The 15,627-nt window shown below is 39.3% G+C and carries 16 protein-coding genes; 8 read left to right on the top strand and 8 right to left on the bottom strand.

The annotated features are described in order from the left end of the window. Positions 1–2 precede the first annotated feature (2 nt). Positions 3–725 (bottom strand): plasminogen-binding N-terminal domain-containing protein, encoded by a 723-nt coding sequence (locus CYO89_RS05995; RefSeq protein WP_002942758.1) that lies wholly within the window; start codon positions 723–725, stop codon positions 3–5. A 114-nt stretch (positions 726–839) separates the two neighbouring features. Here CYO89_RS05995 and CYO89_RS05990 point away from each other — a divergent pair, with 114 nt between their 5' ends. From CYO89_RS05990 to CYO89_RS05975, 4 genes are all read left to right on the top strand, one after another. After that, positions 840–2,009 (top strand): peptidoglycan DD-metalloendopeptidase family protein, encoded by a 1,170-nt coding sequence (locus CYO89_RS05990; protein WP_009293916.1) that lies wholly within the window; start codon positions 840–842, stop codon positions 2,007–2,009. 9 nt (positions 2,010–2,018) lie between these two features. Beyond that, positions 2,019–3,386, top strand: a complete 1,368-nt coding sequence (gene mgtE, locus CYO89_RS05985) for a magnesium transporter (protein WP_103597557.1) — start codon at positions 2,019–2,021, stop codon at positions 3,384–3,386. After that, positions 3,371–3,955, top strand: coding sequence for an NUDIX domain-containing protein (locus CYO89_RS05980; RefSeq protein ID WP_103597555.1), 585 nt, complete (start codon positions 3,371–3,373; stop codon positions 3,953–3,955). Before mgtE ends, CYO89_RS05980 begins: the two co-directional genes overlap by 16 nt. A 163-nt stretch (positions 3,956–4,118) precedes the next feature. Then, on the top strand, positions 4,119–6,236 hold the full coding sequence (locus tag CYO89_RS05975) for an RNA degradosome polyphosphate kinase (protein ID WP_258032546.1): 2,118 nt from the start codon (positions 4,119–4,121) through the stop codon (positions 6,234–6,236). Between the two features lie 436 nt (positions 6,237–6,672). Here the strand turns inward: CYO89_RS05975 and CYO89_RS05970 are convergent, their stop codons facing one another. From CYO89_RS05970 to CYO89_RS05955, 4 genes are read right to left on the bottom strand one after another with little or no spacing between them, the layout of a single operon-like run. Further along, complete coding sequence (locus CYO89_RS05970; RefSeq protein ID WP_021093221.1) at positions 6,673–7,476, bottom strand: 3'-5' exonuclease; 804 nt, start codon at positions 7,474–7,476, stop codon at positions 6,673–6,675. Beyond that, a complete protein-coding gene (gene rpe / locus CYO89_RS05965; RefSeq protein WP_009293926.1) occupies positions 7,473–8,120 on the bottom strand; it encodes a ribulose-phosphate 3-epimerase in 648 nt (215 codons plus the stop codon). The genes CYO89_RS05970 and rpe overlap by 4 nt, the downstream gene beginning before the upstream one ends. A 9-nt stretch (positions 8,121–8,129) precedes the next feature. Then, positions 8,130–9,503, bottom strand: coding sequence for a prephenate dehydrogenase (locus CYO89_RS05960; protein ID WP_103597552.1), 1,374 nt, complete (start codon positions 9,501–9,503; stop codon positions 8,130–8,132). Further along, entirely contained in the window at positions 9,500–10,246 is a 747-nt protein-coding gene (locus CYO89_RS05955) for a hypothetical protein (protein ID WP_103597550.1), read from the bottom strand. The genes CYO89_RS05960 and CYO89_RS05955 overlap by 4 nt, the downstream gene beginning before the upstream one ends. A gap of 151 nt (positions 10,247–10,397) precedes the next feature. On the opposite strand from CYO89_RS05955, the gene rpmB reads away from it, so the two are divergent. The 3 genes from rpmB to CYO89_RS05940 all read left to right on the top strand — a co-directional run bounded on the left by rpmB (position 10,398) and on the right by CYO89_RS05940 (position 12,075). Continuing rightward, on the top strand, positions 10,398–10,589 hold the full coding sequence (gene rpmB / locus CYO89_RS05950) for a 50S ribosomal protein L28 (protein WP_002942221.1): 192 nt from the start codon (positions 10,398–10,400) through the stop codon (positions 10,587–10,589). Positions 10,590–10,611: 22 nt separating this feature from the next. Beyond that, positions 10,612–11,742 carry a potassium channel family protein gene (locus CYO89_RS05945; protein ID WP_009293929.1) on the top strand — a complete coding sequence of 377 codons (1,131 nt, stop codon included), beginning with the start codon at positions 10,612–10,614 and terminating at the stop codon, positions 11,740–11,742. Positions 11,743–11,868: 126 nt separating this feature from the next. Next, the gene (locus CYO89_RS05940; RefSeq protein WP_021089071.1) at positions 11,869–12,075 is read left to right on the top strand and encodes a DUF465 domain-containing protein; all 207 of its coding nucleotides are present in this window, start codon (positions 11,869–11,871) and stop codon (positions 12,073–12,075) included. Between the two features lie 105 nt (positions 12,076–12,180). Here CYO89_RS05940 and htpG read toward each other — a convergent pair whose 3' ends face one another. Together htpG and CYO89_RS10390 are read right to left on the bottom strand one after the other, a co-directional pair. Next, positions 12,181–14,037, bottom strand: a complete 1,857-nt coding sequence (htpG, locus tag CYO89_RS05935) for a molecular chaperone HtpG (RefSeq protein WP_103597549.1) — start codon at positions 14,035–14,037, stop codon at positions 12,181–12,183. A gap of 472 nt (positions 14,038–14,509) precedes the next feature. Continuing rightward, a complete protein-coding gene (locus tag CYO89_RS10390; protein WP_181001894.1) occupies positions 14,510–14,764 on the bottom strand; it encodes a hypothetical protein in 255 nt (84 codons plus the stop codon). 49 nt (positions 14,765–14,813) lie between these two features. Here CYO89_RS10390 and CYO89_RS10385 point away from each other — a divergent pair, with 49 nt between their 5' ends. Continuing rightward, a complete protein-coding gene (locus tag CYO89_RS10385) occupies positions 14,814–14,969 on the top strand; it encodes a hypothetical protein (protein WP_180999405.1) in 156 nt (51 codons plus the stop codon). A 110-nt stretch (positions 14,970–15,079) separates the two neighbouring features. On the opposite strand, the gene mog is transcribed toward CYO89_RS10385, so the two are convergent. After that, entirely contained in the window at positions 15,080–15,619 is a 540-nt protein-coding gene (mog, locus tag CYO89_RS05920) for a molybdopterin adenylyltransferase (RefSeq protein ID WP_002940911.1), read from the bottom strand. Between the last annotated feature and the right edge of the window lie 8 nt (positions 15,620–15,627).

The following is a 15,627-nucleotide window of genomic DNA, read 5'->3' as shown; positions in this document are numbered from 1 at the left end:
TATCAGTTATCTTCTTCAAAAAGTTTTTCGTAGTGAGCGTCGTAGTTGTTGATGTGCTCGCTATTTAGCTTCCAAAATACAGTGTCTATGTCGCTAACTCTTGTGTAAAATGGTAGTTGATAGTACTCAACCTCGCCAGTTTTAAACTCTTTTAGCACCTTAAAGCTTTGGCAATCAGCAAAAACGCTTCTGCCATCCATAGCGACAAAGATAAGGCCAGCTGCACTTTGAGCGCACATTTTTCTAAAGTCATCTCTGCTTGGATTTGGCTTGTATTCGTAGCTTAAGTATGCTCCGACAAGGTCTGGATGGATAAATATCATATTAGGAAATGCGCCCAAAACCTCTTCATAAATTTCTTTATTTGGCACGACGATTAGTGAGCGGTTATAAAGGTAGTTTAGCACGACTATATCTCCACTTGCAGGTGCGATGCCAGGGAGTGGGAGAGCCTTTTGCTCAAGTAGGTCAAACACCTCAAATCTAACCTTCGCAAAGCCGGCATTTTTTGAGACAACGCTCACTCTTGCGATGATAGAGCTATCAGTGTCAAATTTATGAAGCACGACGCCACTTGATCCGATCAAAATTTCAGGACTATCAACTATCGTTGCTGTGCCGTCACTCTCGACGCTAATGAGAGGAGTTCTATACTCATTTAAAGAAAAATCAGCCCCAAAAGCAAAGCCAAAAAACAGCGATAAAATCACGATTATACGTTTCAAAAATATCTCCTAAGTTTAAATTTTTAGAGCGATTATAGCCTAAAATGCTTTATCTTTTGCAAAATTAAAGCAAGTTTTAGTTAAAATCCCTCCCAGCTTTTTAAAAGGATATCGATGCCTCGTATTTTTGTGATTTTTGCAATATTATGTATAAATTTATATGCCATAAAACCAACTGTTGACGAGCTTAGTTGGCCAAATGGCAGCAGCTTTTTAAATTTCCTAGAGACAAATAAAATCCCACTTTCACTTTACTACAACCTAGCAAGCGAAGATCAAGAGCTAACAGAAGAGATCATCGCTGGCACAAAATATCAAATTTACAAAGACGATAACGGCGAGGTTAAACAAGCTCTCATCCCCGTTAGTGACGAGCTTCAGATACATATTTATAGAGATGACAAGGGTAAATTTCAGCTTGAGTTTATCCCGATCTTATACCAAAGCGAAGATAAAGTTTTAGCCCTAAAAGTCGATAAATCAGTCTCTGAAGATATCTTTGACTACACTGGCTCTGGCACGCTAGCACTTGGTTTTAAAGAGGTTTTTAGCGGTAGCGGGATCGATTTTAAAAAGATAAACAAAGGCGATACGATCGCTATCGTTTATAACCAAAAACTACGCATGGGGCGCTCTTTTGGTACGCCTGAAATTTACGCAGCGATGATAGAGACTAAAAACAAACGCTATGTGATGTATAAATTTGAAGATAAATTTTATGATAAAAACGGCAAGAAAAATGATAAATTTTTGCTCGTTCGCCCTCTTGCAAACGCTAGGATCACATCAAATTTCACTCTAAAAAGATGGCACCCTATCCTTCAAAGATATAGAGCGCACCTTGGGGTTGATTACGGTGCTCCAAAAGGCACACCGATCAAGGCTGCAGGCGATGGCACGGTCAAATTTGTCGGTCAAAAGAGCGGTTATGGCAGAACCGTCATCATCTCTCACGCTGGCGGCTACGAGACACTTTATGCCCACCTAAACGGCTTTGCAAAGGGCATAAGAAGCGGCCTTAAAGTAAAACAAGGCACGCTAATAGCATACGTTGGCACAAGCGGAATGAGCACCGGCCCTCACCTACACTTTGGCCTCTATCTAGGCGGCAAGCCGATCAATCCAGAAAGCGCCATCAAGGTCGTAAAAAATATAGAAGATAAAAAAGAGTCGGCTAAATTTAAAGCAGTCGTAAATAGAGATGACGAGCTGATAAGACAAGCTCTAAGCAACGACAAAGAGTATCATAAGGTGGAATTTTTCCCTAACGTAATAGATTTTTAAAGGTAAAACTTGAGCCAAGAACTAGAAGAAGCAAAAGAGCTGATAGATCAGCACTTAGATGAAAATTTAGAAGACGGCGAGCTCTCTGCTTACGAGCTTGCCCAGCATCTTAAAACACTTAAAAAGCACGATGAAGAGCTTTTTGCTCAGTACCTTGAAAAACTAGATCCTGAAATTTTGGGTGATGTGGCGATAGAGTTGCCTGATCACATGCTAAAAGACGTGATCGACACGCTCCCAGCTGAAAAGATCGTAGAAGCGCTTGAAGAGCTAGAGAGTGACGATGCGACAGACCTACTTCAATACATCGAGGATATCGATGAGGACAAGGCTAGAGAGCTTTTTAACGAGCTAGATAAAGAAAATCAAAACGAAATTTTAAGACTTAGAAGCTACGATGAGGATAGAGCTGGTGCGCACATGCAAACAGAGCTATTTTCAGCTCATCTTGAAGAGAAGCTTGGCAGCGCAGTCGCAAGACTAAGACAAGAGAAGCAAGAAGGCAAACTAGAAAACGTCTCACAGCTTTTCATCATCGATAAAAATAGTGTCTTACAATACGCCATCCCGCTTGAAGATCTCATCCTCTTTGACTTCACAAAGACACTAAAACAAAATATCGAATCAACCCAGATCGACCACTACAAGCCTCACATGGCAAACGATATGGATCTCATGCAAGATGTCGCTGATATGTTTCAAGAGTACGATCTAAACGTTATCGCAGTTACAAGTAGCACTGGAATTTTGCTAGGTCGTATCACGTATGATGATATCCACGACTACATCCAAGAAAGCGCTACAGAGCAAATTTATAACCTAGCTGGCGTTGATGACGAGTCAGAAGAGGACGATACGCTATTTAAAGCTGGTCGTGGCCGTGCGGTTTGGCTTGGTGTAAATTTACTAACAGCACTTTTTAGCTCATCTATCATCGGACTTTTTGATGAGACGATCGCAGCTTACGTCGCACTTGCCGTGCTTATGCCAATAGTTGCTTCAATGGGTGGCAACACTGGCACGCAAGCACTTGCCGTTACGGTTCGTCGTTTGGCACTTGGCGAGATAGAATTTAAAGATGCAAAGAGCGTTTTAAAGCGTGAGGTGACGATCTCACTCGTAAATGGCCTCATCTTTGGCACTATCATGGGCGTCATCGCCGCTGTTTGGTTTGATAAAGGTATGCTTGGCGTGGTTATTGGCCTTAGTATGGTTACAAATTTATTCTTTGCTGGCTTTTTTGGCACGATCATACCTTTGACGCTAAGGCGCTTTAACATCGATCCTGCTGTTGGCTCGGCGGTCATTCTTACTACATTTACCGATGCGATAGGATTTTTTAGCTTTTTAGGACTTGCAAAATGGATACTACTATAACAAATTTAGAAATTTTACCTCTTGGTGAGTCAAAATATCTAAAGCCATTTAAGATGAAATTTAAGCAAAATGGCCTACAAAGAGACTGGGACTGCGTCAAAGTGATGAATAGCGTCAGCATATTTTTATATCACGAGCAAAAAGATGCATTTTTGTTTGTAAAGCAGTTTCGCCCAGCCGTTTGGTACTCGCAAGAAAAAGAAGGTATCAAAACAAGCGAGCAAGGATTTACTTATGAGCTTTGCGCAGGGCTTATGGATAAGGGGCTAAGCGAAGAGCAGACCGCTAGAGAAGAGGCAGTCGAAGAGGTCGGGTACGAGCTAAAAGAGATGGAGCGCATCACGATGACGTATGGCGCTTTTGGCTTTGGCGGCAACATGCAAACGATGTTTTACGCAAAGATCAATGAGAGCATGAAGGTAAATGCGGGCGGTGGCGTCGATGGCGAGGATATCGAGCTAGTTTTTATAAAACGAGAAGATATGATGAAATTTGCCTTTGACGAGAGCAAGGTCAAGGGCTTTGGGCTCATCTTTGCCTACTTGTGGTGGGAGAAATTTAAAGGCTAAAAAGAGACCTTTTTGATAAGCGCAAAGACAACAACCGCCACAACAAAAATGCCAACTAATATAATATAATCCGACATAAGAAACCTTTACGTTTAAAATTTGCACTATTGTAACTAAATTTTTAACAAAATAAGAACTTTATAACCGCACATATCGTAAAATAATCAAAAATTATAAGGAGAAAATGATGAGCGAAAATGAAACTCTTTTTATCAACCGCGAATTAAGCTGGCTACGCTTCAACTCAAGGGTGCTCGCTCAGTGTGAAAAGGGCATACCTTTACTTGAAAAGCTAAAATTTATAGCCATTTATATGACAAATCTTGATGAATTTTATATGATAAGAGTGGCTGGTTTAAAGCAGCTTTTTGCAGCTGGAGTGACGACAAGTAGTAGTGATGGCATGAGTCCACTTGATCAACTACGTGAGATCAGAAAGTACCTGCAAGATGAGCAAAATTTAGTCGAGGCTCACTACAAAAACACCGTTGATGCGCTTAGCAAAGAGGGTCTTTTTATCAAAAACTATGACGAGCTTGATGATAGCTTAAAGCAAAAATGCGACGAATACTTTTTCTCAAACATCCTGCCAGTTATCGTGCCTATCGCTGTTGATGCGACACATCCATTCCCTCACCTAAACAACCTTAGCTTCTCGCTTGCCGTTAAGCTTGCTGACATAGAGCATCCTGAAATTTTAAAATACGGCATGATAAGAATTTCAAGAGTATTGCCAAGATTTACCCAGCCAAGTAGCAACGTCTTCGTGCCAATAGAAACGATCGTTCACCGCCACGCAGAAGAAATTTTCCCAGGATATAAGCTTATTAGCTCGGCTGCTTTTAGAGTGACAAGAAACGCTGATATCGTCATCGAAGAAGAAGAGGCGGATGACTTTATGATGATACTTGAGCAAGGGCTAAAGCTTCGTAGAAAAGGGGCTTTTGTGCGTATGCAGATAGATAAAGATGCAGACGCTGATATCTTAGAGTTTTTAAATTTTCACATGAAAATTTTTCACAAAGATATCTACTTTTCAAGCATCCCGCTCACACTTAGCTCTCTTTGGGAGATAGCTGGGAGCAAGAACTTTAGCCACCTAGCAAACCCGCCCTACGCCCCAAAAACCCTGCCTCCATTTGGCAACGGCATCTCAGTTTTTGACGCCATAGACAAAGAAGATGTGCTACTAGTTCATCCATTTGAGAGCTTTGATCCAGTCGTTAGCTTTATAAGAGAGGCTAGCAAAGATCCAAAGGTGATCTCGATACGCATGACGCTTTATAGGGTCGATAAAAACTCACCGATCATCCAAAGCCTGATAGACGCTGCAAGCGACGGCAAGCAAGTAACCGTGATGGTCGAGCTAAAAGCGAGATTTGATGAAGAAAATAACCTCCACTGGGCAAAGGCACTTGAAGATGCTGGCGCACACGTGATATATGGCATCACAGGCTTTAAAGTCCATGCAAAAGTTAGCCAAGTGATCCGCCAGATCGGCGATAAACTCAAATTTTACATGCACTTTGGCACTGGCAACTACAACGGTAGCTCAGCAAAAATTTACACTGACGTTAGCCTATTTACGAGCAAAGAGGAATTTAGCCAAGATACGACCTCGTTTTTTCACATCCTCTCAGGATATAACAAAAACCGCCGTCTAAACGCCCTTAGCATGTCGCCCTTTCAGATAAAAGAGCGCATCATCGAAAAGATAAGAGTGGAGGTTAGCAAAGGCAGCGAGGGCAGGATCATCGCTAAGATGAACGCGCTAATAGACGAAGACGTGATAAACGAGCTTAGCCGTGCTTCAAACGCAGGCGTAAAGATCGACTTAATCGTCCGAGGTGTTTGCGGACTAAGGCCTGGCGTAAAAGGCAAAAGTGAAAACATCAGAGTTCGCTCGATCATCGGCAAATACTTGGAGCATGCTAGAATTTTATATTTCAAACACGCCAATCCAAAAATTTACATCTCAAGCGCTGATTGGATGCCACGAAATTTAGAGCGCCGCTTGGAACTTATGACACCTATCTTTGAGCCAAGACTGCAAGAGAGACTGCTTGAAATTTTAGAGCTTCAGCTAAGCGATAACGACCTAGCATTTGAGCTACAAAATAACGGCGAATACACAAAAGTAGCTAGACGCGAGGGTGAAAAAGTGATCTCTTGCCATGAAATTTTGGAAAACTATATCTCTAAAATTTATAAATCCGTAAAAAAAGACACCGACAAAGCCAAAGCAGATATGCTTGCAAGCAAGCTTTTAAAAGAGAGCTAAAAGATAAATGGCTTTTAAACTTAAATTTAAAAGCCATTTTTACCATAAATCCTAAATCTTAAATCCAAAGACTAATTTTAGTTTCTAGCTAAATTTAACTCCAAATTTAACCCGCAGTTTTAGCGAAAATAAATTTATTCAGATTAATACAAACTCTAAATTTGTTACAAAAGCAAAACCGCCTAGCAAACTGCGTCATCAGTAGCGATGGCTTGGCTATGCGCATACAGAAACTGGCATTCACGAGAAATTTATCACAATGGCAACTTTGTTTTAGGAGATTTTGTAAAGATTGGCGTGTGCGCGGATAGATCGCGGCGTTTTGAAAAACACAATGATCGCAAACCGCGAAAAGACAGACGATCTCGCTTAAATAGGTCATAGCTAAATCAAATTTCTAAATTCCCAGCCAAGTGGCTTAAATTTAAAACTCACCCTACTCCAAAGCTTTTAAAACTGGCTCTGGTTTTAGCTTTACGCTTGGGGCATTTTTGCTAAAGCTTATGAGATCCTCTGTCGTTTGGATACTAAAAGGTAGGCGCTTGAGGCAGACTTTAAAGATTTCGGCTGCTGCTATTGCGTCATTTAGGGCTCTGTGGTGGGTGTTGTTTATGCCAAGAAGCTCCTTTAGCGAGCCAAGGCCGTATTTTTGCGAAGCTATTGTTCGGCGGCTAAGATCGATGGTGCAGAGTTTTCTATTTAGCAGTATGCCAAGGCCGATCTCATTTAGACTATGCGAGATAAATCCGTAGTCAAAATTTACGTTGTGCGCGATAAAGACGCTAGTTCCAAGAAAAATTTTAAACCGCTCCAGCACGTTTAGCAAATTTGGCGCACCGACTAGATCGCTTGCTCTTATACCAGTTAGCTCTGTGATATTTTCAGGCACCGCACTAGCTGCTACAAAGCTTTCAAAACGCCCTATTTCGGTGCCATTTTTCATTTTTATAGCGCCTATTTCTATGATCTGGCCATTTGTCGTGCCACCAGTCGTTTCGATATCCACGACGCAAAATTCTTGCTCGCTAATATCTCTAAATCTCGTGCCAAGCTCGATCTCGTTGCTTTCATTTCTAGTGATGTCAAGCCCGAGAGTTCGCCACATATCAAGGTCTCGCACGTCAATGAGCGATGAAATTTCCTCGATATCGCTAAATTTTAAGATAAACTCGTGATAGCCTAAATTTTGCCTAGCTAAAATTTCAATGCTATTTTCTAAACGCTGTTTTTTTGGTTTCAAAACTCAAGCTTTATGGCGCGAATGGCTTGTTCGTAAGAATTTGATGAGAAGATATAGCTGCCAGCCACCAAGACATCAGCTCCAGCCTCTTCAAGATCAGGCGCATTTAGTCCATTTACGCCGCCATCTACTTCGATGAGACACTTGGCGTTTTTGCGCTCTATTAGCTCCCTTAGCGCCCTTGTTTTCTCAAGCACGACTGGCATAAATTTCTGACCACCAAAGCCGGGATTTACGCTCATTAAAAGCACCATATCGACTTCATCTATGATATGCTCGATCGCGCTAACTGGCGTGTGCGGATTTAGCACGATGCCAGGGCTAACGCCATTTTTTCTGATGTGATCGATGAGTCTCATTGGATGCTTCTCTTCTTCTATGTGAAAGGTTAGAAATTTTGGCTTTAGCGGCAAGAAAAGGTCAGCAAAAAATGAGTTATTTTCAACCATCAAATGAATATCAAGTGGCTTTGTAGCAGCCTTTGCAACGGCACTTACCACGACTGGCCCGATGGTTAAATTTGGCACAAAATGCCCATCCATAACATCAACATGCACCAGATCGCACCCAGCCTCGCAAATGGCTCTTATCTCAGCTGCTAAATTTCCGAAATCAGCCGACAAAATACTAGGTGCAACGTACATTTTAAATCCTTATTTACTTATAAAAATCACGCCAGTTTGGCTCTCTTTTGCATTTAATGTGGCAAAAATTCCACTGCTTGCCCTGTCAAAAAACATCTCATTTTCGAAAAATTTAAAGTTGCTAAGTTTTACCTTTAAATTTCTCTCGATGAAAATATCTAAAATTTTGCTTGCAATGATACTAAAAATTTGAGAAAATCCGCTTAAACAGCCACACTCCAGATCGCCATTATCTGAAAAAATAGAGCAAATTTTACCAAGCTTGTCCTTTTTAACACCAAGCAAAATTCTCATCTGTACGTCGCCATAAAAGAGCACGCAAGCCCGCAAATAGTCATTTTCGCCCTCTACATTAAAGTTGCTGATCTTCGCATCAAGGCATAAAATTTCACTCTCTATCAAAGGCGAGAGCACGTCTGTGACACTTGAGATCACAAGTGGCAAAAACTCAACCAAGCTTTTATTCATCTTTGTGGGCTCTATGTCGATAAGGCGCTTTTTAAAATAGAGCGTCGAGTCATCTTTGAAAAAGTCATCCATCTTTTTATATAAAAGTATCTTTGCCGCTTTTAAATTTGACGCAAGTGTCTCTGAGATGTTGCCCTCATTTAAGCCACAAATTGCCACTATAGCGCCACTTTTTTGGCTCAGCTCAGATAGCTTTATCAAAAAGCTAGCACCTATGGTATTTAAAGCGCCAACCGAATCAGACCAAAAAACAAAGAATTTAAAGCCTATCTTTTGCAACCTTTCGTGAAATTTATAGTCAAATTTCTGCACAAAAGAGCTATCTATGAGACCTGCCGTCTTGTAAATGACAACGTCACCTCTTACAAAGGTGCTAAACTCTTTTTTGCCTAAAACGATGTGGTTTAAGGTGCTGATGGTGTATTTGTAAGCTTGTTTGGCAGCGTTAAATTCTTCTACGCTTTTTACAAATTTACACTTGTAACACTTTTGCTCCAAAAGCGAGTTGATATAGTCTTTATACTGCTCGTTTTTGTTATAAATCACGATGGCTTCGCTGCTATCTGCTAAAGTATCATTTAAAAATAGCGTCGCAACTTTTTCATTTTCAAAGAGTGAAAATCTCAAAATATTTTTTGAAGTCTTTGCGACAAGCTCGTAAAAAGTATCGTCATAGTCGCAGACTGCAAACTCAGCGCCTATCTGCTTAGCGATGCTTGATAGATGCTCGCATGTGCTATTTAGCCAAAGTGGGCTAAAAAATGTGACATTTTTTAATGAAAGCAAAATGGCACTTATCTGCCTTGCGCAAATTTGCTCTATATCGGCCTTTTTGATACTTGAAGGGGTGATATTAACCTCTAAAAATCCAAATGGCCTAACAATGGCTAAAGAGCCCTCAAAAGTTACTTTCATTTTCTAAGAGCCTTTTTTAAATTTATAACCATATCAGCCGAAGCATGGACGCTAACATCGGTGATCCTATCTATGCCAAAGTCAAAAAATTTAGCAGTGCTTGCCTCATAAGAGAGCAAAATTTTAAAGTATTTTAAGGCCAAAACCTCTTCTCTATTGAGCCTGTCACTATCCCATCCCGCAAGCTTTAAAAGTACTCCAAATAGCGAAATGTCAAACCTTCGCTGCAAGATCCTATCAAAGCTCATATCAGAAAAGCCAACGATATGTTTAAGCGAGTGTGGATACTTCAAAAAGATCAGCTCGCAAAATATAAGCAAAATTAGCGCGTAGGCAGCTAGAAACAAATTTTTTTGATTTTTTAGCCCAAGATAGTTTAGAAGTTTGCTCCAGTCAGATAGAAATTTGGCATTAAACTCCATCATCGAGTGTAAATTTACACCAAAATTTTTATATCTTTTTGGAGATTTGATAAAAACAAAATAAGAGCAAATTATCATTTTTAGGTTGTCTATGCCTAGCGGATAAGCCATCGCATAGATATCTCTAGTGTAGTTTTGAACGCCAAAATCGCCTAAATTTACTATCGTAGCAAAGTACGCTTTAAAAGTCTCACTACCCCTAAAAAGCTCCATAGCAGCAGTGATGTCGCCCTCATCTAAGTGCTTTTGGCACTCATAAAAAACATCGGGCATTGTATAGATAAAATTTGAAATTTCATCTATTTGATTTTTAGTTAGCATTTTTGTTTTACCGATTTTTTATTTTGGGGCTATTTTAGCCTTAATTAAATAAAAAATCAACAAAACTTATAAATATAAATCTTCATTTTAAGCAATACTTTGGTTTTGTTTAGATAAAATCAGCAGAAATTTTTGTTTATAAGGAAAAAAAATGTCAAAAAGATGTGCGATAACTGGCAAAGGACCAATGGTAGGCAACAACGTGAGCCACGCCAACAATAAAACTAAAAGAAGATTTTTACCAAATCTTAGAACTATCCGTGTTACTCTAGAAGATGGCACAACAAGAAGAATAAAAGTTGCTGCTTCTACTCTAAGAACTATGAAAAAGCAGTCAAACTAAGAGATAAAATGAAGAGGAATTTATGTCTTTTCTCTCAAGACTTTTAAAATTCCTCAACTGGTCAAACTCCGCAAAACCAGAAATAAGCCTAGATACTGAGCTTTACGAACAACTAAAACCTTTTAGATTTCCACTAATTTCAGTGGTACTACTGTTACTTTTTGGAACACTGGGTTATATCTTTATAGATAACTTCTCTCTTATAGATGCCTTTTACCAAGCAGGTATGACCTTCACGACGGTCGGTTTTACCGAAGTTGCGCCCATAACTCCAAAGGGGCGAATTTTTACTATAACATTTATCCTTGTTGGCTTCATTATTTTTACGCTATCAATCGGTATCGTTGTAGAAGTTCTAAAAAGAGGCACATTAATTAGCATTTTAAAGGAAAGGCGTATGCTTTACAAGATCGCAAGACTAAAAAATCACTTCGTTATTTGTTATCACAACCTCTACACAATCGAGCTTAGCGCTCAGTTTCGTGAAAATCACATACCATTTGTAGTGGTCGATGACAGAGAAGATATCGCAGAACTAGCTCAAATTTACAAGTATCCATACTTCATAAAAGCTCAGCCTCACACTCAAATCGCCTTTTTAAAAACGCATCTATCAAGTGCAAAAGGACTAATCACTCTTAGCCCAAATATCGCTGACAATATCGCACTTATCGCATCTGTTAGACTTTATGAAAAAGAGATAGGCCGCAAAAAACCTTACCATATCATCACAAACTCCGATAGTGAAGATGACACACAAAGGCTTAAAAAACTTGGTGCTGATAACGTAGTCAGCCCATCTCGCCTAGTCGCACAGCGTCTAAGTGCCATGAGCGTAAGACCTGATATGGAAAATTTACTCGAGCAATTTCTATACACAAAAAGCTCGCCTATCGATATAGAAGAAATTCTTGTGCCTGACTACTCTTGGATAAGGTTTAAAAGACTAAAAGAGACACACCTAAGAAATATCACAAATGCTGACGTGGTAGGCATTAGAGACATAAATAACAAATTTATCCCGATGCCAAATGGCGACACTCTAATTGGCACAGGCACAAAGCTTTTAGTCATCGGTACAGTTGATGGCATACGGCTAACCAAACGCCTAGTAAAGAGCAAACATAAGCCAGAAGAGCTAAAATACGTTTAGTTTTTGCATTTTGTGATAAATTTGGCTTAACCAACTTATACTAGAAGCTTTTATAGATCTAAATTTAGATAGCCAAACATTTACAAAGCCTTGTTAAAATTTATAAATTTTTTACAGGAGCTACGTATGTTACACGAATACACTGATCTCATAAATGAGTTGAAAAAAGCTGATGTTCATTTTGCCGCACTTTGCAAAAAGCATGACGAGCTAAATGAAAAGATAGATAGCAAAGCAGCGCAAGCCTCTGAGCTTGATGCCTTGAAAAAAGAAAAATTAAAACTAAAAGATGAAATTTACGCTCAAGTTTTAAAATACAAAGAGCAAAAATAAGTAAAAGCCAAACTAACAATGGAGCCAAATTTAACTTAGCTCGTATTTTAGGCTTTTACTAGTCTACAAATTTAAAAAGCCCAAATTTCTTTGGGCTTACAAATTTTATATAGCTTTTATCATCACTTTTGTTAGAAGCTCTGAAAATTTAGCTGGATTTTCTAAGCTCATGCCCTCATTTAGCCTTGCCATATCAAGAAGCAAAGGCGCTATGTCATAAATCATCGCCTCGTTTTTCTCAAGTTTGGCAAAAATTTCATGATCAGCATTTATCTCCAAGATCGGCTTAACTTTTGGAGCATTTGCGCCTTGTCCCATCTGTTTTAGCATCTCTTGCATAGCGTAATCAGGGTCGTTTTTATCATATATTAGTACCGCAGCCGAGCTTGAGAGCCTTGAGCTTAGCCTAACATCTTTAACTTCGTCTTTTAAGATCTCTTTCATCTTAACAAGCGTGTTTGCAACCTTGCTCTCATCGACCTTCTCATCGTTTTTGATCTCGTCGTTTATATCAGCGTGTGAGACTGATTTTAGAGGTGTTTTATCAAATTCATTGACCATTGGCATGACGATCGTATCGATCTCTTCGTCCATTATTAACACTTCGATATCGTTTTTCTTAAAGCTCTCAAGAAGTGGCGAATTTCTTAGCATATTTTCGTTGTTGCCGCTGATGTAGTAGATCGACTTTTGATCCTCTTTCATCGCCTCTTTGTACTCTTTTAGGCTGATAAGTCCGTCTCTTTTTGAACTTTTAAATAGGCAAAGATCCAAAATTTGCTCTTTTTCAGCGTTAAAACCGTAAAGTCCCTCTTTTAAAACCTTGCCAAATAGTTTGTAAAATTTTATGTATTTATCGCGGTCACTCTCTTTTACTTTTGCAAACTCGCTTAAAATTTTCTTCACACTCTGCTCTTTAACGGTTCGCATGATCGCATTTTCTTGTAAAATTTCGCGGCTAACGTTTAGCGGCAGATCCTCAACATCGATCACACCTTTGATAAATCTTAAATACGGCGGCAAAAGCTCTTTTGCATCGTCAGTTATAAAAACCCTCTTCACATAGAGCTTCACGCCACTTTGATAATCAACCCTAAAGAGGTCAAACGGCTCAGTGCTTGGCACATAAAATAGTGTCGAGTACTCGATCTTACCCTCAGCTTTTGTGTGGATATAAAGTAGCGGATCGCTGCTGTCGTGTGAAATTTGCTTATAAAAGTCGTTGTAGTCTTGCTCTTTGAGGCTTGATTTGCTTAGCCTCCAAAGCGCATTTGCCTTGTTTATCTGCTCGTTTTTAGTCTCATAAGTGCCCTCTTTTTCACCTTCTTTTGGTGCGACATAGCTCTCTTTATCCATAAATATAGGATAAGGGATGTGGTTTGAATATTTTTTAACTATCTCTTCGATACGCCAAGAATTTGCAAATTCATCGTTGTTTAAATGCAAGATAATATCCGTACCAAAGCCATCTTTTTTAGCGTCTTCGATCTCGTAGCTTTTTGCATCAGATGTCCATTTATAGGCCTTCTCACTTAGTGCTCGTTTGCTTATGACTTCGATCTTGCTTGCCACCATAAATGCTGAGTAAAAGCCCACGCCAAACTGGCCGATCAGCGAGCTATCTTTCTTTGCGTCACCGCTTAAGCTTTGCATAAAACCTTTTGTGCCACTTCTTGCTATGGTGCCTAAATTTGCGATGAGCTCGTCTTTATCCATACCGATACCGTTGTCGCTGATGGTTAAAGTCTTGGCTTTTTCATCTACTTTGATATCGATCCTTGGAGTGCAGCTTAAGCTTTTATACTTTTCATCAGTTAAGCATAGGTAGTTTAGCTTGTCAAGTGCGTCGTTTGAGTTTGATATGAGCTCTCTTAAAAATATCTCTTTGTTTGAGTAAAGAGAGTGGATCATCAAATTTAAAAGGTCATTGACCTCGGTTTGAAATTCAAATTTATCTGCCATTTTCTTTTCCTTGTTTTAAATTTTTGGCAGATTATAGCACAAAGTGATAAAAATATACTTAACCTTGATAGCATTACTATCAAGTTTTTTAACAATTTTTTAAGCATATATGATAATTTATAAATAAAATAAAAATATATATTTAATTTTTATTATTTAAAATGCTATTTTGTATAGTATTTATTTAAAATAATGCAAATTTAGCTATAAATCTTTTACAAAATGTTGTTAGTCTGTCTTTCAAAATAAGAAACAAATACCGATATAAATGTATAACAAAGATCAAAAACCAATAAATTTACGCACTTGGCGGACTAGACAGCGGGAACTACAAAGAGACCATAAAAGCTGGCGCAAACGGCATTTGCTTCATGAGTTTAGCGATGAACAGCGATATGGAGCTTATAAAAAAGATAGTAAAGAGCAAAACGGCTAAATTTAGTATAAATTACATAAAATAATACGTAAAATTTTACTCATTTTTGCTAGCGATATATGTTTTTATATCAAATATAAGTAGCGTCACAAGCGATGGCAGCATATAGGAGTTTAGCACTAAAAGCAGCGACTTTGTCAAATTTGACTTTATTAAAGTCTCTATGTCAAGGCTGCTGTTGTAGTTAAAAAAATATAGCAAGGCAAACTCGCCAACAAGAACTATACGAGTGATCTTTAGCAAGATGTCATTTCCCGGTCTTGCAAATTTATCATCGACCACAAGCGACAAAGTGATCCAGCCAAGTAGCCAAATTGAGCAGGCTAAAGCATAAACAGTAATGCTTTCATCAAATTTTTCAAGTAGTAAAAATACCAAAGGTTGCAAAAATACAAGGCTAGCGATAAACCAAAGAAGTGAGCTAAAGGCTAGCAGGCAAACACAGCCAAAGATAGAAATGGCAGAGATAAAGCCAAAAACCTCTAACCCAAGATAGTAGGCCAGCGCATAGGATAAAAAAGAAAAAACAAGCCAAATTTTAATAACAAGTCACCACCTATTTGCAAAGGCAGTGGCTTTTAAATTTAGGCTATCTGTCAAACTCATTTACGAGATTTTCTTTTGTTTTGGGCGGAAAACTTTCATCACGTTTTCATCAGTCTCGATAAATGCACCCTCTATAAGATCAATGCAGTATGGCACCGCTGGAAATACAGGCTCCAAGCACTCTTTTATCGCCTTTGGCTGACCTGGTAAATTTATAATTAGCGCGTGGCCTCTGATGCCTGCTGTTTGGCGTGATAGGATCGCTGTTGGGACGTATTGCAAGCTTGCAGCTCTCATTAGCTCGCCAAAGCCTGGCATCATCTTCTCGCAAACTGCCTCAGTAGCCTCTGGGGTGACATCTCTCACTGCTGGTCCTGTGCCTCCAGTCGTTAGTACAAGGTCGCATCCTAGCACATCTATCATGTGCACGAGCCTCTCTTTTATGAGATCAAGCTCATCAGGGATCACCTCGTAAAAATACTCTCTTTCGCTTACTATCCAGCCGTCAAGCACCTCTTTAATCGCTGGGCCTGATTTATCCTCGTATGTGCCTTCGCTTGCGCGATCGGACATAGTTAGAATTCCTATTTTTGCTTTCATTTTTTCTC

Origin of the sequence: Campylobacter concisus (assembly GCF_002913765.1) — a bacterium.
Lineage (GTDB): Bacteria > Campylobacterota > Campylobacteria > Campylobacterales > Campylobacteraceae > Campylobacter_A > Campylobacter_A concisus_BB.
This window is presented reverse-complemented; position numbering and strand designations above follow the sequence as displayed.

Bases quoted from the DNA above. Each gene is read 5' to 3' on its own strand.
- CYO89_RS05990 (WP_009293916.1), top strand. From the start codon at position 840: ATGCCTCGTATTTTTGTGATTTTTGCAATATTATGTATAAATTTATAT.
- CYO89_RS05980 (WP_103597555.1), top strand. From the start codon at position 3,371: ATGGATACTACTATAACAAATTTAGAAATTTTACCTCTTGGTGAGTCA.
- rpe (WP_009293926.1), bottom strand. From the start codon at position 8,120: ATGTACGTTGCACCTAGTATTTTGTCGGCTGATTTCGGAAATTTAGCA.
- CYO89_RS05960 (WP_103597552.1), bottom strand. From the start codon at position 9,503: ATGAAAGTAACTTTTGAGGGCTCTTTAGCCATTGTTAGGCCATTTGGA.
- CYO89_RS05955 (WP_103597550.1), bottom strand. From the start codon at position 10,246: ATGCTAACTAAAAATCAAATAGATGAAATTTCAAATTTTATCTATACA.
- rpmB (WP_002942221.1), top strand. From the start codon at position 10,398: ATGTCAAAAAGATGTGCGATAACTGGCAAAGGACCAATGGTAGGCAAC.
- CYO89_RS05945 (WP_009293929.1), top strand. From the start codon at position 10,612: ATGTCTTTTCTCTCAAGACTTTTAAAATTCCTCAACTGGTCAAACTCC.
- CYO89_RS05940 (WP_021089071.1), top strand. From the start codon at position 11,869: ATGTTACACGAATACACTGATCTCATAAATGAGTTGAAAAAAGCTGAT.
- htpG (WP_103597549.1), bottom strand. From the start codon at position 14,037: ATGGCAGATAAATTTGAATTTCAAACCGAGGTCAATGACCTTTTAAAT.
- CYO89_RS10385 (WP_180999405.1), top strand. From the start codon at position 14,814: ATGCTTTCATCAAATTTTTCAAGTAGTAAAAATACCAAAGGTTGCAAA.
- mog (WP_002940911.1), bottom strand. From the start codon at position 15,619: ATGAAAGCAAAAATAGGAATTCTAACTATGTCCGATCGCGCAAGCGAA.